Source organism: Desulfotomaculum copahuensis (assembly GCF_001655685.1).
Lineage (GTDB): Bacteria > Bacillota > Desulfotomaculia > Desulfotomaculales > Desulfovirgulaceae > Desulfotomaculum_G > Desulfotomaculum_G copahuensis.
The window spans coordinates 1-17198 of record NZ_LYVF01000177.1; the positions used below are offsets into that span (position 1 = coordinate 1).

Sequence of the window (17198 nt, forward strand, 5' to 3'; positions counted from 1 at the left end):
CCCTCTGGGAATTGAAACGTTACCGACGCTTCCTCCTTCGGGTGCCATACTTTCAATCGCAAAACTGCTCATTCCCTCTCATGACCGGGGAACCGGACTTGCCCTTCACCTTCTGGATAAATGTTCCTACAATGGGCAAACTATATTTAAGTGATCGGTTCAAGAAATCGAGATTATAAAGCGCATTTTTGCCGAACCAACAAGCATCTGGCATTAATTCCGGTGGATGAAGTGTGTGCACATAAACCTGCTTATGGGCATTTATTCAGTCACGACCTGTTCAAAAGGAGGTGTCTTTTTTTTGCAAGCTGAACAAGAAGCCGCCGGTGAAAACTCCCCAATTTACCTGCCTGTTTCCGCAGTGGCGGAAATTTTATACTGTCCGCGCAATTTTTATTACCGCATGGTGGAAGGGGCGGATGACAGCAACGCCCACCTGCTGGAAGGACGCCTGCAGGAAGATCGCCGCAATGAAAGAGAACGCCTGGTGCGGGAAACCTCACTGCAGATCCGTTCGGTGACCGTATCATCGGAGCGCCTGCACCTGCTGGGCGTGATTGACGCCCTGGAAGAGCGGGGGGAACTTTACCCGGTGGAATACAAAAAAGGAGTGCGCCGGGACAACCTGAACGACGACGTGCAGCTTTGCGCCCAGGCCATGGCGTTGGAGGAACACCTGGGGCGCGAACTGCCCCGGGGTTTCATTTATTACGCCGGTTCTCACGCCCGGCGGGAAGTGCATTTTACCGCTGACTTGCGGGCTTTGGTTGAAAATACTGTGCACCGGGCGATGGCCATTCTGGAGGCAGGTGAAATACCGCTGCCGTTGGGCGATAACCGCTGTCACGGCTGTGCCCTGGAACCACGCTGTCTGCCTGAAGAGACAAAATATTTACGGGGTGAGGGACAGCGGCCGTCCCGTCCCTTGCCCGGTCTGAATCCGGGCCGGGTGCTCTATGTGGATCAACCCGGCGCTTATGTGCGCCGGAAGGGGCAGAGGTTGCTGGTGACCATGGAAAAGGAAACCATGATGGACATGCCGTTGTGCAATATTGACCAGGTGGTGCTGGTGGGCGGGGTGAATATTTCCACGCCGGTAATCAAATTGCTCTTGGAAAACGGGACGCCGGTATCCTTTCTTTCCACCGGCGGGTCCTTCCGGGGTGTCCTGGAACCGGCGTTGAACCGCAACTCCACCCTGCGCCTGGCGCAATACGGCGCCTATTTTGACGGGCGCGTCCGTTTAATGCTGGCCAGGCAGTTTGTCCGCGGCAAATTGACCAACATGCGCGTTGCGCTCATGCGCCACAACCGGGAACTGCACGACCCCGAAATATCCCTGGCCGTACGCCGTATGGCCGGTTATATCGCAGCAGCGGGAGAGGCGACGGAACTCTCTTCTTTGCTGGGACTGGAGGGAATTGGTTCCCGGGAATATTTCCGGGTTTTTGGCCGCCTGATCCGGCGGGAGCTGCCTTTTGTTTTTGAAGGGCGCAACCGCCGGCCGCCCCGGGACCCGGTCAACGCCATGCTGGGTTACTGTTATTCCCTGCTCACCAGGGACATGCGCAGCGCAGCGGCCCTGGTCGGTTTCGACCCGTACCTGGGCTTCTTTCACGAGGCAAAATACGGCCGTCCGGCGCTGGCACTGGATTTAATGGAGGAATTCCGTCCAATTGTAGCTGATTCGGTGGTGTTGGCGGCCATTAACCGGGGCACGGTAACAGAAAGTGACTTCGAGCAACGCCTGGGCGGTTGTTATTTAAACGACGCCGGGCGGGCGAAAATTTACCGGGCCTACGAAGAAAAACGCCAGCAGCAGATCACCCATCCCGTGTTTGGCTACCGGCTGCCTTACCGGCGCGTGTTCGAATTGCAGGCACGCTTTTTGGCCAAGGTGTTGCAAAAGGAATTGGACGGCTATATTCCATTTGTCGTGAAGTAACGGACCAGATGTTTCGGGCAAAGCGGTTCCGGCTTTGCTGCCATTGACTTATTGCGAGCCAATTATAAAACAACGGAACAAATATTTTGGGCAAAATTCTCTATATTGGAAGGAACGAAGGTTATAATGGAGAACTATATAATTGCCTATGATATCAGAGACGACCGCCGCCGGCTTAAAATTTACAAAACGTTGAAAGACTACGCCGTTCCAGTGCAGTACAGCGTCTTCGAATGCAGCCTGCGCAAGGAGGAATACCTCATGTTGCGCTACAAGCTGGAGAAACTAATCCGGAAGGATGAAGACAGTATCGTTTTTTACCGGCAATGCCCGCGTTGCGCCGAACGGGTGGAACGTCTGGGCACCTCCCGTGATCCTTTTGGTGATGGTGTTTTCATTGTGACTGCCGCCGAGGATTAACGCTGCGCAAAAAACCCCGGGGATCCGCGGGTAAAACAATTTTATGCGCCAGTTGGTTTTTCCCCGGCTTAAATATTTTACATAATGGGGTGGAACCATTTGTCTAATCAACCTGCTAAAGAAGAAGAATTGAAATCGCGTGGCGAGCGCTGGCGGGATTGGCCCCGTTCTTCGGAGGAGGAAAGGAAAGAGGCGGAGGAATATTACCAGCGGGAAATCATGCCTTTGTTGATTGACGTGTTCGTAACCAGGGAACGGCCCAGGGTAAACAAAGAATATAGTGGCATGATTCTTTCGCTGGGCACTTCATTTGAGCCGCTGGTGCTCTCCATCCTGGCCCTGCAGCCGGCCCGGGTGTGTTTCCTTTGCACGGAGGCATCGCGCCAGTACCTTGATCCGGTTATTCAATTTACCGGTCTGGTGCCCAGTTGCTATGAGGTGCGCAAGGTGGACAAAGACAACCCGCTGCAGATTTACCAGGCGATCAAGGAAGTATATAAAGACTGGGGTCAGCCGGCCAATATCGCCGTCGATTTTACCGGCGGTACAAAGGCCATGTCCGGCGGTTCGGCTATGGCCGGAGGGGTGATCGGCGCGGAGATGGTTTACATCGCCAGCAGCAATTACCTGGCCAACCTGCGCCGGCCTTTTCCCGGTTCCGAGCATTTGGAATTCATCCCCAGCCCGTACCAGGTTTTTGGCGATCTGGAAGAGGAAAAGGCTTTCGGTATGCTGGCCCGTTATGATTACACCAGCGCACGCCGTATTTTTGAAAACCTGGAGCGGCAGGTGCCCGATCCGCGCCGCTGCCGGGTGTTGTCGCTATTGTGCCGCGCCTACGAAGCCTGGGACAACCTGGACATCCCCGCGGCCCGGGACAATCTGACCGTGCTGGTGGAAAGCGTGCGCCAGTATGCCGCAATGCAAAGGGATTTTATTCTGGCCGACAAACTGCCTGTGCTGGAGTTTCAAATGCATGCTTTGAACGTGCTGGTGCAACAGATTGAGAAGTTCGCCAAATGCCTGAAGGAAAAGAAAAACCGCGATTCCGGTCTGATTGTGGAAATATTGAACGAGCGTGAATTTGTGCTCTCCCTCATGTTTACCCTGTACTGCAACGCCCGCCGCCGTGAGGAACAGGGGAAGCTGGACATGGCCTCTTTATTGCTTTACCGGTTGCTGGAACTGATCTCCCAGGTCCGTCTGGCCGTGCATGGTTTGGATACCGGGGCGCCGGATTATTCCCGGTGTCATGCTGAAGAACTGCTGTCCACATTAAATTCCCGTTACAAGAATTTCAATGGAGGGCATGTTTTTCACACCTTACCGGAACAGATCAGTTTATTTTACGGTTACCTGCTTTTAAGCGCCATGAAAGACGAACTGGCCGCAAAGGTAAATTTGAAAAGCCTGCGGGGGCAGGTGCAGGCCAGAAACTACAACATTTTCGCCCACGGCTTTGATTTTATCGGCGCGGAGCAGTGTGCGAGATTCCGTGAATTGGTGGAAGACCTTCTTGAAGCCCTTCTGGCGGTATGGGGCGAGGACAGGTTCCAGCTGGAAGAAAAGTTTAAGTTTGTAATTCCTCAACGGGGATAGCTGAGGGCAAGAGCTTAAACTTTGGCGGTATGGCCGCGGCCGGAAAAAACAAACCATTGTTTCCGGCCGGTTGTGGGGGTCGCGGTGAGTAAATGGCCGGATGCCGTTTGAGGCGGTTTGGGAAATGATTCCGGATGGAGTGAAGGGGCTTTGGAATTTTCAGATGTAATTAAAGGCGCTCTTTTGCATGATGTGGGCAAATTTATACAGCGTACCGGCAATGAACAAAGAAAGACGCATCAGGAAATAGGGGCGGCCTGGCTGAAGGAAAGGGGCGTTCCTGAGACGGTGGCTGTTTTTGCCGCCCGGCACCACGGCCTGTTACAGCAGGATCTCCGGCGTGAGATGGTGGACGCATTTGCCCCGCCCGTGAACGAACTGGTGATTGTATACGAGGCCGACAATCTTTCTTCCGGTGAGCGGCCGGAGAAAAAAGGGGAAGGTAAATGGGAACACGCAGTCCCATTGATGTCTGTTTTTTCTAAAATTTCACTGAAACACAGAGCAGGGCAGCCGGTTTTTAATCAATGCTGGTCTTTTCACGCACTGGCCGCCGGCGGTGAAAAATTAAACTTTCCCGGCTCATACGACGCGGTGCGGGCCGGTTACGGGCCGGATGGATATGGCCGGCTCCTGACCCCATTTACGCGGGATTTTGAAAAAATAGCGCCTGCCCTGCCGGTTGATAGCCTGCTTATGCTGTTGGAGAAATATACCGCCGGCATACCTTCGGAAACGCGGGTTGTGGAAGGAAAACCGGAAAGTCTGCCCGATGTGTCCTTGTTTGACCATTTGAAAACTACGGCGGCCATTGCCGCCTGCCTTTACCGGTATTACGAAGAAACCCGCCCGGAGTTCCGGGAAGCCTGCATCAAGGAAAAAATTCTGGACCGGCGGGACCGGCGGTACATGCTGGTGGGCGGGGATTTTTCCGGTGTGCAGAAGTTCATTTATACCATCAGTTCCAAAGGGGCGCTGAAAACCCTGCGGGCGCGTTCTTTTTTCCTGGAACTGCTGACCGAACATGTTATTTCCCGTCTCTTAAACCGGATGAAACTGCCCCGGACCAATATTATTTATTCCGGCGGCGCGCGTTTTTACCTGCTCGCGCCGGCCACCACCGGGTGCCGGGCCGCCCTGGAAGAACTGGAGGCGCAAATCAACACCTACTTATATAACACGTACCGGGGACGGCTTTACCTGGCCCTGGACAAGATAGAGTTTGCCGGTAATGCGTTTTTGCCGGGAAATGAAGGGCGGCGGGACATCGCCGGGTTGTGGCAGGATCTGGCCGAAGGTTTGCGGGAAAAAAAGAACCGCAAGTTTATCGGGCAGATCGCCGGCGATCCGGACGGCTTCTGGTCTCCGGCCGGGCCGGAGGAAAAGGTGTGTGCCGTCTGCCATGATGAAGTGAGCACCACCTTGCCCCTAACGGTATTTGATGATCACGAACCGGTGGAAGTTTGCCCCGTATGCAGGCGGCTGTATGAACTGGGGGATGAGCTGCCCGGAACAAAATTTATCGCCGCATGCGAAAAGCGGCTGGAAAGGGCTTCCTGCGTACAAATTGAGGATACTTACTATGCCTTTTACCCGGCCGGGAAAAGCTTTACCCCGCCGCCATGCCGTTTGCTTTACGTTTTGAACAGCTGGTCAATTGATGATTATTTGCTCCCGCGGGCGGCGCAGCTTTTCACCGCTGACTATGCGGCCCGGCAGGGGCGCGCTTACAAGGGGTTTGACATGCTGGCCGAAGAAGCCGCCGGAGCGGAGCGGATTGGCATCCTGCGCATGGACGTGGATAACCTGGGACACGTTTTTACCTGCGGACTGCCTGGTCACGAACGTACTTTTTCCCGCCTGTCCACCCTCTCCCGGGAACTGACCCGTTTTTTCAAATTTCACCTCAATGAAATATGCCGGGGGGCGGGTGAGGGTTTTCAGCCGTTCAGGCTGCTGCCCGGCCGGGGAGAAAGGAACGTCACGGTGGTTTACGCCGGCGGGGACGATTTGTTTGTGGCCGGTTCCTGGGATCAGGTGGTGGAGCTGGCTTTTGACATTAATTTCTGTTTCCGGCGTTACACCGGCCGGAATCCCCACCTGACCATCTCCGGCGGTATGGTGGTGCATGATGCCAAACACCCCCTGTACCGGCTGGCGGAAATGGCCGGTGAGGCCGAGGAGCGGGCCAAGGACAACGGCCGGGACAGCATTGCTTTGTTTTATTCAACAGTGCCGGACTTTACCGCGGATGACCGGCCTTTATTCACGGGTACGTACAAATGGAGTGAGGCCGGGCGCCTGGTGGATGAAATATTAAAACCGGCCGTCAGCGGGCTGGCGGAAGTAAAGGATGGCGGAAAACGGGTGCAGTTCATGTTCAGCAAGGGATTTCTGCACCGCCTGGCGGCCGTGACTGATATCTGGCGCCGGGAGGGCAGGCTCTACCTGCCCCGGCTGGCCTACATACTGGCCCGGGAGGGTGAGCACAACGGCTTGAAAAACAACCGCACGTGGCAGGAATGGAAAAAAAGGATTTACCATACGGAGCTTATCGGCTGTTTGCGCACGGCAATTACCTGGATGGAGCTATTGAGCAGGAGGGGTACGGAATGAACATGCGGAACCAGCGCGGCGGGGGCGGTCAGCCAGGAGACGGCAGGGTGGTGGAGCAAATTGTCGCCGGCATTAACAGTTTAAAAAGGCTTGCCGACCTGCCGGTCGACCGGTTGGTGAAATACGCGGAGGATATGGGCAGGCACCTGGTGCAGATTAATTTAAAAACCAACCAGATCAGGAAGTTCCTTGACGCGGTGAAAAAACTGGAAGCTGTAAAAACCGCCGGAGCGGGGGGAAGCGGCAGGGAATTTTTCGACCGGGACGGGGTTAAATTGCTCAAGCCCAAACTGGCTTATGCCGCCGGCCGGCAAAGTGAGGTCAAACCATTGATGAGATTGCTGGATCCCTGCATCGACCGGGTGGAAACAAAAGAAGATTTCAAGCAGTTCGCCCGGCTGGTGGAAAGCATTGTGGCCTATCACCGGTTTTATGGCGGAAGAGATTAGGAGGGTTGGGCAATGGATGAGCGAAGGACAAGACCACTGAAGGGTAAAGTCATTCTGCGCGGCAGGATGATTTGTGATACCGGTTTACATATCGGTGCCGCCGGCAACAACCTGGAAATCGGCGGGCTGGACTCGCCGGTGGTGCGTGACCCGGTCACCCGGGAACCCTATGTGCCGGGCAGTTCATTGAAAGGCAAAATGCGTTCGCTCCTGGAAAGGAAGTTGAATCTTCCCTTTAACAGATACGGCGGCAACGGGGTCTACCGGCACGAATGTACAAACCGCGGATGCCGCGTCTGCCGGCTGTTCGGCGCCGCTGGCGGCAGGGAGGGCGATAACATCCCGGGCCGTCTGATTGTCCGGGATTTGAGTATGACTGCCGGAAGCAGGGAGCAGCTTGCGGAAATTGAAACCGGTCTGCAGTACACCGAGTGGAAATTTGAAAATTCACTGGACCGGGTTACGGCGGCGGCCAATCCCCGGCAGTTGGAGCGGGTGCCCCGGGGTACGGAATTTGATTTCGAGCTCATTTATACCGTGGAAACCGGTGACGAAGCGGTGATCAAAGAAGATCTCAATCATGTGGTGCAGTTGCTGCGTCTGGTGGAAGACGATACCCTGGGCGGGCACGGCTCGCGGGGGTATGGCAAGGTGCGCTTTGAGGTCGGCTCTTTCGAGGGCCGGCGGATTGATTATTACGCCGGGGAAAAGGATGCGCTGCTTAATCTGCCGGTTAAAACAACTTCCGAATGCACGGCGGTGGTGGATCAAATGGCAGCGTTTTTCAACCGGGAGAATTGCTGATGGAACGGTTTATAGTCAAGCTGCGGTTTATTTCCCCGTTGCACCTGGGCGGGGCGGGCATCGGCATGGAAACGGCGGAGAAATTCGTCCGTTCCGATACGCTTTTCAGCGCTTTGTGCCACGCGCTGGCCAATGTTTACGGCCGGGAGGACGCCGCGGAGATGCTGGCCGGTTTTGGCGCCGGCAAACCGCCGTTTAAAATATCGTCGGCCTTTCCCTTCAAGGGGGAGACATTCTTTCTGCCGCGTCCACTGGTTCCGCCGGTCACGATGCAGGAAACGGCGGACATGGCCGCGCACAAAGAGCTGAACCGCCTGTCTTTCGTATCCCTGGATGTTTTCCGGCCGTGGGTGCGTGGTGAAGCGGTGGGGATGGACCCGTTACCCGCCATGAAGGAAAGGTTGGCCGCTGCCGCCGTTTATCACCGGGTGCCGCGGGTGCAGCTGGACCGGGTGAGCTGCGCCTCCGGGCTCTTTCATGCCGGCCTGACGGTGTTCGGGCGGGAGGCCGGGCTGTATTGCCTGCTGGAACTGACTGACGAAGGCTGGCGGACCGGGCTGGAAAACGCTTTTACCTGGCTGGGGGAAAGCGGGTTGGGCGGTATGCGCGGGCTGGGCTGCGGCCGGTTTGTGCCGGAATGGGGCCGGCCGGGAGCGGAGTGGCGCGGGCTGTGGGAACCGGTTTCCGGTGGCGGCGCCTGGTGCCTGCTTTCTTTGCTGCACCCGGCTGCACCGGAAAGGAAAATGCCTCTGCGGGAGGCCCGTTATGAAATCGTCACCCGCGGGGGGTGGGCCGCTTCCCCCTTTGTCCCGGGTCAGGTCAGAAGAAAGACGTGCAAAATGTTTGCCGAGGGATCGGTGCTGCCCTATCAACCGGCCGGTTGTCTGGTGGATGTGACGCCCGCCGGCTGGGCGGGGTCGCACCCGCTGTACCGGTACGGCTATGCCCTGGCCGTGCCCGTGGAGGTGAAAACGCAATGCGCCGCCGGATAAAACTGAAAACAATCAGCCCCGTACATATCGGCGGCGGAACGCAGGAACTGACCCCGCTGGAGAGCGTGGTTTTGAACGGCCGCTGCTATGTGGTAAATGAGGCCGGCCTGGGCCGTGCGCTGCTGAAAGAAGGTAAGCTTGATATCCTGACCGGTGAGATAGGGAAGCAGGGTTCGCGCTTCAGTCTGGAAAACTTTTTGCGCGGGCAGGGCCTTTTAAAGCAAAGCTTTCTGGAAGGGTGTGCCGCCTATTCCTGTGAAACCGCCGCCGGCCGGACGCCTGCCGGGCTGAGGCCGTTTGTCAGGGACGCTTACGGGAGGCCCTTTGTGCCGGGTTCTTCGCTCAAAGGTGTGCTCCGCACGGCGATCCTCTACACCCGGTTGAAGAAAATGAAAAACGAAAGCCCCCGGGATTTTCAGCGCTGTTTCACTGATGTGGTGAGAGGAAAATTAAACGAATTCAACCGCGCCGAGGACTGGAAAAGGCACAGGCCCTGGTTCAAGGACGGCTTTAAACGGAACATGGCCGGGCAGGTGGAGCGGGAACTGCTTCAGCGTTTCGACCTGCCGGTGCCGGACGCACGCAACCGGCGCGGACCAACCGCCCAGCAGCGGGATGTGCTGCGGGCGGTAAAGGTTTCCGATGCCGTTCCCTTGGATAAAAACGGACTCGTTTTGGAAGAAGTGCAGGTAACAAGCATCACCGGCGAAAATGAAAGCTACGTAAAAACCCCGGTTTTCGTGGAAGTTATGCCGGCGGGAGTGGAAATTGATTTTGAGATTATCCTGGATGAAGCGATTCTTGCCGACTTTGGCGGCAACGGCCAGGCCGGCTTGCCATTTAAGACCCTGGAAGATATTTATCATATGCTGCAGGAGTTTTCCACCGGCTTATGGAAGTTTGAAACTGATTTCTGGAACGGTGTGAGCGGGCCGGGGACGGAGGAAATGCGGGAATTTTACCGCCGGGAGCCGGCCGCCATGCGGCTTGGCTGGGGTTCCGGCCTGGCTGGAACGGGCCTTTTCATGCTGTTGCCCGAGGCCCTGCGCCGGGAGTTGCGGGATGACCTGTTCGAGCCGCGCGGGCAGCAGGTTTTCCCCAAATCGCGCCGTGTGGCGGTAGCGGGAAGTCATTCCCGCCGTCCGCCGGGATGGGTTGTTACGGTGGAATAAGCAATTACGGAGGAAATTTTTTGCTGATCAGTTGTGTCATCAAATTAAGCACTAATGCAGAGCTGCTGGTGCCTCCTTCCATGGGACAGGTGCTGCACGCCTTTTTTCTAGATAGAGTCCGTAATCTGAGCCCGGAGTTGGCCGCCGGATTGCACGGCCCGGCTGCCGTGAAGCCTTTTACCGTTTCGCCCCTGTGGGGCCGGGTGGAGTTTACGGACAACCGGTGGCGGCTGTTTCCGGGAGAGGAATACGCCTTCCGGGTGACCTCGATTTCCCCCCGTCTATCAACCTGGATGCGTGATCACTGGCTGGCTTCTTTGTCAGCGGAAATTGAGCTGGCCGGAGCGCGCCTGCAGGTTGCCGGCGTCACCGTCGACCCGCAGGCGCATCCTTGGGCCAGCAGTTCGGATTACCGGGAAATTTATAACACCTGGATAAGCCGCGATGATGTACCCTACCAGTTTTCCCTTGAATTCCATTCCCCTACTGCGTTTAAGAACAGAGGGATTAATTACCCGTTGCCCGATCCACAGCATGTGTTTATGCACCTGCTGCAAAAGTGGAATCTTTATTCGCCAATCAACCTGGGGGATAATTTGTTGGCATACATTGAGGACAATGTTTTTCTGCGCTCATTTAAACTGCAAACGAAGATCATACACTTTGATCGCTACAAGCAGGTTGGTTTTACCGGGGTCTGTAGTTTTGGCATCCGCAGGCGGGAAGAAGAGATCATGGCCCGGGTGATCCATATGCTGGCCGATTTTGCCTTTTACGCCGGTGTAGGTTATAAAACCACCATGGGCATGGGACAGGTGAGAGTAGGGAGGTGATTGTTTGCATTTTGTGATTATCGGCAACAGCGCGGCCGGGGTGGCGGCGGTGGAGACGCTGCGCCGCCCGGGCGGGGGGGCCAGTGAAATCACTGTGGTTGCCGGCGAGCCGGAAACGGCCTATTCACGCTGCCTGCTGCCGGATGTGCTGGCGGGCAGGCGGGCGGAAGCTTCGATCCGGTTGCGTCCGGCTGATTTCTACCGGCGGCTTGGTGTGACGCTGTTTTCCGGCGTGCGGGCGGTGGAGCTGCAGCCCGGGGAGAAAAAGGTACTGCTGAAGGACGGCCGGGAGCTGACCTACGACCGGCTGCTTTTGGCCACCGGGGCGGCGGCGGTGCGGCCGGAGCTGCCCGGAGTGCGTGCGGACGGCGTGTTCGTCCTGCGCACCATGGCCGATGCCCGGGCGCTGTCGGCCGTGGCCCGGCGGGTGACGGCGGCGGTGGTGGCCGGCGGCGGCCTGGTGGGGCTGAAGGCGGCGCTGGCCCTCAAACTGGCCGGAGTGGCCGGGGTGACCGTGGTGGTGGCCAGCCCGCGCCTTTTGATCCGCCAGCTGGATGAGCGGGCGGCGGCCATGGTGGAAGGCGAACTGAAAGAATTCGGCGTGCAATTTATTTATAACGCCGGGGTGAAGGAGTTTATCACCGGTACCGGCGGGCGGGCGTCCGGTTGGCGGCAGGATGGCGGGCGGTTCTCACCGGGTGAACATTTGTCCGGGCATGGTCCGGATGGTGGACGGGAGTTACCGGCCGGCTGCCTGTCCGGAGTGGTCCTGGATGACAGCCGGGAACTGCCGGCCGGCCTGGCCGTGGTGGCCAAGGGAGTGCGGCCGGAGACGGAACTGGCGGCGAGGGCCGGCGGCCGGGTGGGGCGCGGCATCAAGGTGGATGAGTATTTGTGCACCTCGTTGCCGGACGTTTTTGCTGCCGGGGACTGCATTGAGGTAACCGACCGCTTGACCGGTCAACCGGTCAATTCGGCGCTGTGGACGCTGGCCTTTGAACAGGGGCGCTTTGCCGCGGCCAACATGCTGGGGCAAAGGCGGGCCTACCCGGCCCCTTTAACCCGGCTGAACAGCGCCCGCTTCGGCGCTGTGGACGTTATTTCCGTGGGCCGCTTGGACGGCCCGGAGGTGTTCACGCTGGATGATCCCCTGTCCCGCACCTACCGGCGGCTGGTTTTCGACGGCGACCGGCTGGCCGGTTTCATCCTGGCCGGCCGGGTGGACGGCGCGGGGGTGTACACGGCACTGGTGAAATCCGGCCGTCCGGTCAAACAGCATATCCGGGCGCTGCTGGGGGGCCGGACGGGCGAGGTGGCTGTAAGTGGCTTAATGGCCAGATAACGCATTGATTACTTACGTTTGGGAGGGATTTTGATGCAATCTGCTGATCCGGCCGTGCGGGAAATGCTGGACGAGGCCCGCCGGCGGGGCGTGGAGACGGTGTGGGACCGCTATGCGGCCCAGTTGCCCCAGTGCGGTTTCGGAGAACTGGGGGTGTGTTGCCGCAACTGCATGCAGGGGCCGTGCCGGGTGAGTCCCTTTGACGACGGGCCTGCGCGGGGCGTCTGCGGAGCCACCGCCGACACCATGGTGGCCCGCAACCTGGTGCGGGCCATAGCAGCCGGGACGGCGGCGCATTCCGGTCACGCCAAACACCTGGCCCACACATTGAAAAAATCAGTACAGGGCAAAGCGCCGGACTACCCGGTGCGTGACGAGGCCAAGTTAAGGGCGGTGGCCGCCCGGCAGGGACTGGAAGCGGACGGCGTGCCGGCGGCGGAGTTGGCCGCCCGGATGGCGGAAGCCGCGCTGGCCAACTTTAGCGAGGGTGAGGAGCCGCTGGCCTGGACCACGGCCACTGTGACCGCCGGACGGGTGCAGGCGTGGGAAAAACTGGGCGTTTTACCGGTGGGTATCGACAGCATAATCAGCGAAATCATGCACCGCACTCACCTGGGAGTGGACGCCGATGCGGTGAACCTGCTGCTCGGCGGGGTGGCCTGCGCGGTGGCCGACTACACCGGCTGCCACCTGGGCACCGACCTGGCGGACATTCTTTTCGGCACGCCGCAGCCGGTGGTCAGCGAGGCCAACATGGGCGTGCTCAAGGCGGATCAAGTGAACATCGCCCTGCACGGACACAACCCGGTGCTTTCCGAGGTGATCGTGCAGGTGGCCCGGCAGATGGAGGACGAGGCGAAGGCGGCCGGTGCCGCGGGCATCAACCTGGTGGGCGTCTGCTGCACGGGCAATGAGGTGCTCATGCGCCACGGCATTCCGCCGGCCACCCATTCCATTTCGCAGGAACTGCCCATGCTCACCGGCGCCCTGGACGCCATGGTGGTGGACTACCAGTGCGTCTATCCCTCCCTGGTGGGCGTGGCCGAATGCACCGGTACGAAAATCATTACCACGATGGGTATGGCCAGGATTACCGGCGCCACCCACGTCGACTTCGAGGAGGAAAACGCCGCCGCCGGGGCGCGGCAAATCATCCGCCTGGCCATTGAGGCTTTTGGCGCCCGCCGGGGCCGGCCGGTGCAGATTCCGCAATACAAGTCCCAAGTGGTGGCCGGTTTTTCCGTGGAAGCCATCGTGGCCGCCCTGTCCAAACTGGACGCCGCCGATCCGTTAAAACCGGTGATCGACAATATTGTCGCCGGCAATATCCAGGGAGTGTGCCTGTTTGCCGGTTGCAACAACGTGAAGGTGCCCCAGGATGAAAACTACCTGGTCATGGCCCGGGAACTGGCGGCGCGTGACGTGCTGCTGCTGGCCACCGGCTGCGGCGCCGGCGCCTACGCCCGGCACGGCTACCTGACTCCGGAAGCGGTTGGCGAATATGCCGGTCCGGGGCTGAAGGCGGTGCTCACCGCCGTGGGCGAGGCCAACGGCCTGGGCGGGCCGCTGCCCCTGGTGCTGCACATGGGCTCCTGCGTGGACAACAGCCGGGCGGTGGACCTGGCGGTGGCGGTGGCCAACCGGTTGGGGGTGGATACGGCGCAGCTGCCGGTGGTGGCTTCGGCGCCCGAGTTCAAAACGGAAAAAGCGGTGGCCATCGGCACCTGGGCGGTGGCCTGCGGATTGCCCACCCACCTGGGCCTGGTGCCGCCGGTGCTGGGCAGCGCCACGGTGACCGGACTGCTCACCGGCGGGATCAAGGATCTGCTCGGCGGCTACTTTATTGTGGAAACGGATCCGGTCAAAGCGGCGGAAAAACTTTTCGCGGCCATTCAGGAACGCCGCCGGGGGCTGAATCTGGCCACCCGGTCCTGGTAAGGGGGGCGTGATGATGCCCAAACAAGTTTTGATCCGCTTCGAGCGTTGCGTCGGCTGCCGTTCCTGCCAGCTGGCATGCGCGGTGGCCCACTCAGAGGCAAAAAGCCTCTACGGGGCTGTGCTGAACGGGGAAAAGCCCCGCGCCCGCGTCTTCGTGCACCAGGCCGGGGAGCACAAGGCGCCGCTCAACTGCCGCCACTGCCAGGACGCCCCCTGCATCGACGCCTGCATCGCCGGGGCCATGCACCGCAAAGCGGACGACACGGTGACCAACATTGGCGGGGAACAGTATTGCACCGCCTGCTGGATGTGCGTGATGGTCTGTCCTTACGGCGCGGTACGCAGCGACGCGGCCGGCACCATGGCCGTCAAGTGCGACCGGGAATGCAAGGATGATCAGGGCGTGCCGGCCTGTGTGCGCGCCTGTCCCACCGGCGCCCTGGTTTACGCGGAGGTGGACGCATATAGCGCCGGCAGGCGGCAGGGCGTCCTGCTGCAGGCGCTGGGCGGGGTGTAGGGAAAAGCGGCTTTTAAGGTTAAAGTCCGGCGGGGAGATTCCCGGCCGGATTTTTATTGCGTTTGGTGTTCGAATTGAATACCGCTGCCGCAAGGATGAAAGATTACAAAAGAAGGATGGGTGACTGTAAAGGTGGCCAGGGCACTGGATGTGAAAATCGAAATATCACTTAAAAAGGGTTGAGCGGGTTACTTTTCGCCGCTGCCAACCTCAATGGCGTCGCCGTCCTGCAGGGGTTCCATATAGCCGGCCGCGTGTCCGTTTAAGGTTAGCTTGACCGGTGGTTTGATTTTACCCGGATCCATTTCCAGGTGGTTGAAGATGTCGATAAAAATGTACGACCGGCGGCCGCTTAAAACCACCGGCCGGCCGTTGACAGTGACGGTGATAATGTTCTGTCCGGCGTCCGGGCCGGCCGGCGCGCCGGTTTGAACATTGTTTTCGGGGTTTAAGGGTGCGCCGTCGCTGGTGTTTTTCTCTGATTGCCGTCGTGCGGGAGACAGGCCGGGAATGCCGGCGGGTTTGGCCGGTGATTCTGTTCGCGGCGCAATATTTGCCGTATGGCGCTTGATTGCTTCTGCTTCCGGCGCAATATTTGCCGGACGGCGCCCGTTTGCGCCTGCTGCCGGCGGTCCGGCCGGACCGTCCGGAATTGTCCCGGCGCCCTCTTTTACCTGGCCCGCTACCGCCCTGCTCATTTCCATCCGGGTTTTGTTTTCGCCGCGTTCCACCCCGTCCGTCGCCGCCTGTTTTTTATCCCTGCTGCCTCCGGCTCCGGCCGCGTCCGGATGAGTTCCGTCATCCCCGCATGTCACCCGGTCTTCCGGCCGCAGGTGGTAGCCGCCGTTCACCGGCCGGCCGTTGACCAGAAAGGCCGGCAGGCGGGCGGGCTCTTCTTCGCCCCGGGCGGCCGTGTATTCCCGCCACCAGCTTTCCAGCGGCCGGACGGCGCATAGTTCCAACTCATCCCCGCTGTTGATTGCTTCCTCCGGCGCCGCCGGCCGGCCGTTGACCAGCACCCGGCCGTGCACTGCCACCGCCTCGCCGGTTATGTATACCCTAAAACTGGTGTCGGGCACCACCGCCGCCACTGTCGCCCGCGCGTCCGCGCCGTTCACCGCCGGACGCGCTGTGATGCGGTCGCCGTGGCCCACTTTGGTCTGCATATTGGCCGGCCGGTCGTTGACCAGGATTTCCGCCGGGCGGGAGAGTTCCCCGTAAATCACCTGCGGCCGGCCGTTCAAGGTGAAGGAGAGGTTTTTGCCGTTGTGGCCGATTAGCAGGCGCGGGTTGAAGCCGGTCAAGCCCAGCACGTTGGCCACGGTGAATTCTTTGGCGTTGAACAGCCGGTGCTCCACTCCGTTGACCATGATGTGGATGAAGTCATGGCCCAGTTTGCGCAGCGCCACCATAGCGATGCCCGCCACTGTCACCCCTTCCGGGCCGGCAATGCGGTCGTCGGTAACCCTTAGTACTTCCCCCAGCGCGCGCCGGTCCCGCAGCACCACCCGTTTGGCGTCCAGTTCCAGCCGCCGGGCCAGTTTCTCCGTCAGCCCGGGCACCCGGCCGCCGCCGCCCACGCAGAAGACCGTGCGGGGCGGCCGGCCGCCGTTGACGGCTAAAATCTGCCCGGCCACCTCGCCGGCCAATCGGTCCAGGGCGGGCTCAATGCGCTCGAGCAGCCCGGTACAGGAAATGGTTTCTTCCAGGCCGGTGATGTCGGTGTAGCTGATTTCCCCGCCGTGGATCAATTCCCGTTTCATCCGCTCCGCGGTATCGAAGTCCACCAGGCAGGCCTGCATGATCCCTTCGGTGATTTCATCGCCGGCCACGGGCACCATGCCGTAAGCGGTGATGGCGCCGTCACGGGTGACGGCGATGTCGGCAGTTCCGGCGCCGATGTCCACCAGGGCCAGGTTGAGCAGGCGGTAGTTTTCCGGAATGGCCACCTCGATGGCCGCGATCGGCTCCAGGGTCAGGCTCAGCGGCTCCAGCCCCACCCGTTCCAGCACCGCGTAGAGGCTGTTCACCACCGAACCGGGTAAAAAGGTGGCCAGCACTTCAACGCCCGCGGTTTTGCCCCGGTGTCCCACCAGGCTGGAAATGGCGTAGCCGTCCAGATAGTAGGAGACCACACTGTAACCGACGCAGGTGAAATCACGGGCGTCATCCGGCAGTTCGTCCGCCAGCTCCCGGTGGGCCTGCTGCACGGCGGCCATTTCCAGGGCGTTCACCTGCGGCTGGTCGATTTCTTCGTCACTGATCTCCTGATCCGTCCGGCAGCTTCTGGTGATCAGCGAACGGCCGGCGGCGGCGATGGCCACGCTGTTCAACGGGAAGCCGAGCTGCTTTTCCAGGTCCGCTTTGACCGTCCGCACCACCCCGGCCACACCGGGGATGTCGTGGATCTGGCCGTCCTGCATGGTGCGCCGGCTGTGTTCCGCCAGTTGCTGTGCGACTACTCTGAGGCAGCCGTCTTCCGGCACGGCCGCCAGGCCGATCACCGTGCGGGTGCCGATATCCAGGGCGAAGATGATGTTGGCGGGGGAAGGTTTTTGTGTCGCCATTTTA

13 protein-coding genes are annotated in these 17198 nt (G+C 59.6%); 12 read left to right on the top strand and 1 reads right to left on the bottom strand.

What is annotated here, in order from left to right; translation table 11 throughout:
- Positions 1 to 301 precede the first annotated feature (301 nt).
- From A6M21_RS13490 to A6M21_RS13545, 12 genes are all read left to right on the top strand, one after another.
- Positions 302 to 1945 (top strand): CRISPR-associated endonuclease Cas4/Cas1, encoded by a 1644-nt coding sequence (locus A6M21_RS13490; RefSeq protein ID WP_066669701.1) that lies wholly within the window; start codon positions 302 to 304, stop codon positions 1943 to 1945.
- Between the two features lie 126 nt (positions 1946 to 2071).
- The gene (cas2, locus tag A6M21_RS13495) at positions 2072 to 2365 is read left to right on the top strand and encodes a CRISPR-associated endonuclease Cas2 (RefSeq protein WP_066669703.1); all 294 of its coding nucleotides are present in this window, start codon (positions 2072 to 2074) and stop codon (positions 2363 to 2365) included.
- 99 nt (positions 2366 to 2464) lie between these two features.
- On the top strand, positions 2465 to 3964 hold the full coding sequence (locus A6M21_RS13500) for a TIGR02710 family CRISPR-associated CARF protein (protein ID WP_161486075.1): 1500 nt from the start codon (positions 2465 to 2467) through the stop codon (positions 3962 to 3964).
- A 150-nt stretch (positions 3965 to 4114) separates the two neighbouring features.
- Positions 4115 to 6580, top strand: a complete 2466-nt coding sequence (gene cas10 / locus A6M21_RS13505) for a type III-A CRISPR-associated protein Cas10/Csm1 (protein WP_161486076.1) — start codon at positions 4115 to 4117, stop codon at positions 6578 to 6580.
- The gene (gene csm2, locus A6M21_RS13510; protein ID WP_161486077.1) at positions 6577 to 7029 is read left to right on the top strand and encodes a type III-A CRISPR-associated protein Csm2; all 453 of its coding nucleotides are present in this window, start codon (positions 6577 to 6579) and stop codon (positions 7027 to 7029) included. Before cas10 ends, csm2 begins: the two co-directional genes overlap by 4 nt.
- A 12-nt stretch (positions 7030 to 7041) precedes the next feature.
- The gene (csm3, locus tag A6M21_RS13515) at positions 7042 to 7833 is read left to right on the top strand and encodes a type III-A CRISPR-associated RAMP protein Csm3 (protein WP_066669707.1); all 792 of its coding nucleotides are present in this window, start codon (positions 7042 to 7044) and stop codon (positions 7831 to 7833) included.
- The gene (gene csm4 / locus A6M21_RS13520; protein WP_066669708.1) at positions 7833 to 8825 is read left to right on the top strand and encodes a type III-A CRISPR-associated RAMP protein Csm4; all 993 of its coding nucleotides are present in this window, start codon (positions 7833 to 7835) and stop codon (positions 8823 to 8825) included. The genes csm3 and csm4 overlap by 1 nt, the downstream gene beginning before the upstream one ends.
- Positions 8810 to 9997: a type III-A CRISPR-associated RAMP protein Csm5 gene (csm5, locus tag A6M21_RS13525; RefSeq protein ID WP_066669709.1), complete on the top strand. Its 1188-nt coding sequence runs from the start codon at positions 8810 to 8812 to the stop codon at positions 9995 to 9997. The genes csm4 and csm5 overlap by 16 nt, the downstream gene beginning before the upstream one ends.
- 20 nt (positions 9998 to 10017) lie before the next feature.
- A complete protein-coding gene (gene cas6, locus A6M21_RS13530; RefSeq protein ID WP_066669711.1) occupies positions 10018 to 10830 on the top strand; it encodes a CRISPR-associated endoribonuclease Cas6 in 813 nt (270 codons plus the stop codon).
- Between the two features lie 13 nt (positions 10831 to 10843).
- A complete protein-coding gene (locus A6M21_RS13535; protein WP_242868858.1) occupies positions 10844 to 12172 on the top strand; it encodes an NAD(P)/FAD-dependent oxidoreductase in 1329 nt (442 codons plus the stop codon).
- 33 nt (positions 12173 to 12205) lie between these two features.
- Positions 12206 to 14110: an anaerobic carbon-monoxide dehydrogenase catalytic subunit gene (gene cooS, locus A6M21_RS13540; protein WP_066669715.1), complete on the top strand. Its 1905-nt coding sequence runs from the start codon at positions 12206 to 12208 to the stop codon at positions 14108 to 14110.
- Positions 14111 to 14123: 13 nt separating this feature from the next.
- Positions 14124 to 14627 carry a 4Fe-4S dicluster domain-containing protein gene (locus A6M21_RS13545; protein ID WP_078060690.1) on the top strand — a complete coding sequence of 168 codons (504 nt, stop codon included), beginning with the start codon at positions 14124 to 14126 and terminating at the stop codon, positions 14625 to 14627.
- A 188-nt stretch (positions 14628 to 14815) separates the two neighbouring features.
- Here the strand turns inward: A6M21_RS13545 and A6M21_RS13550 are convergent, their stop codons facing one another.
- Complete coding sequence (locus A6M21_RS13550) at positions 14816 to 17194, bottom strand: cell division protein FtsA (protein WP_066669719.1); 2379 nt, start codon at positions 17192 to 17194, stop codon at positions 14816 to 14818.
- Positions 17195 to 17198 lie beyond the last annotated feature (4 nt).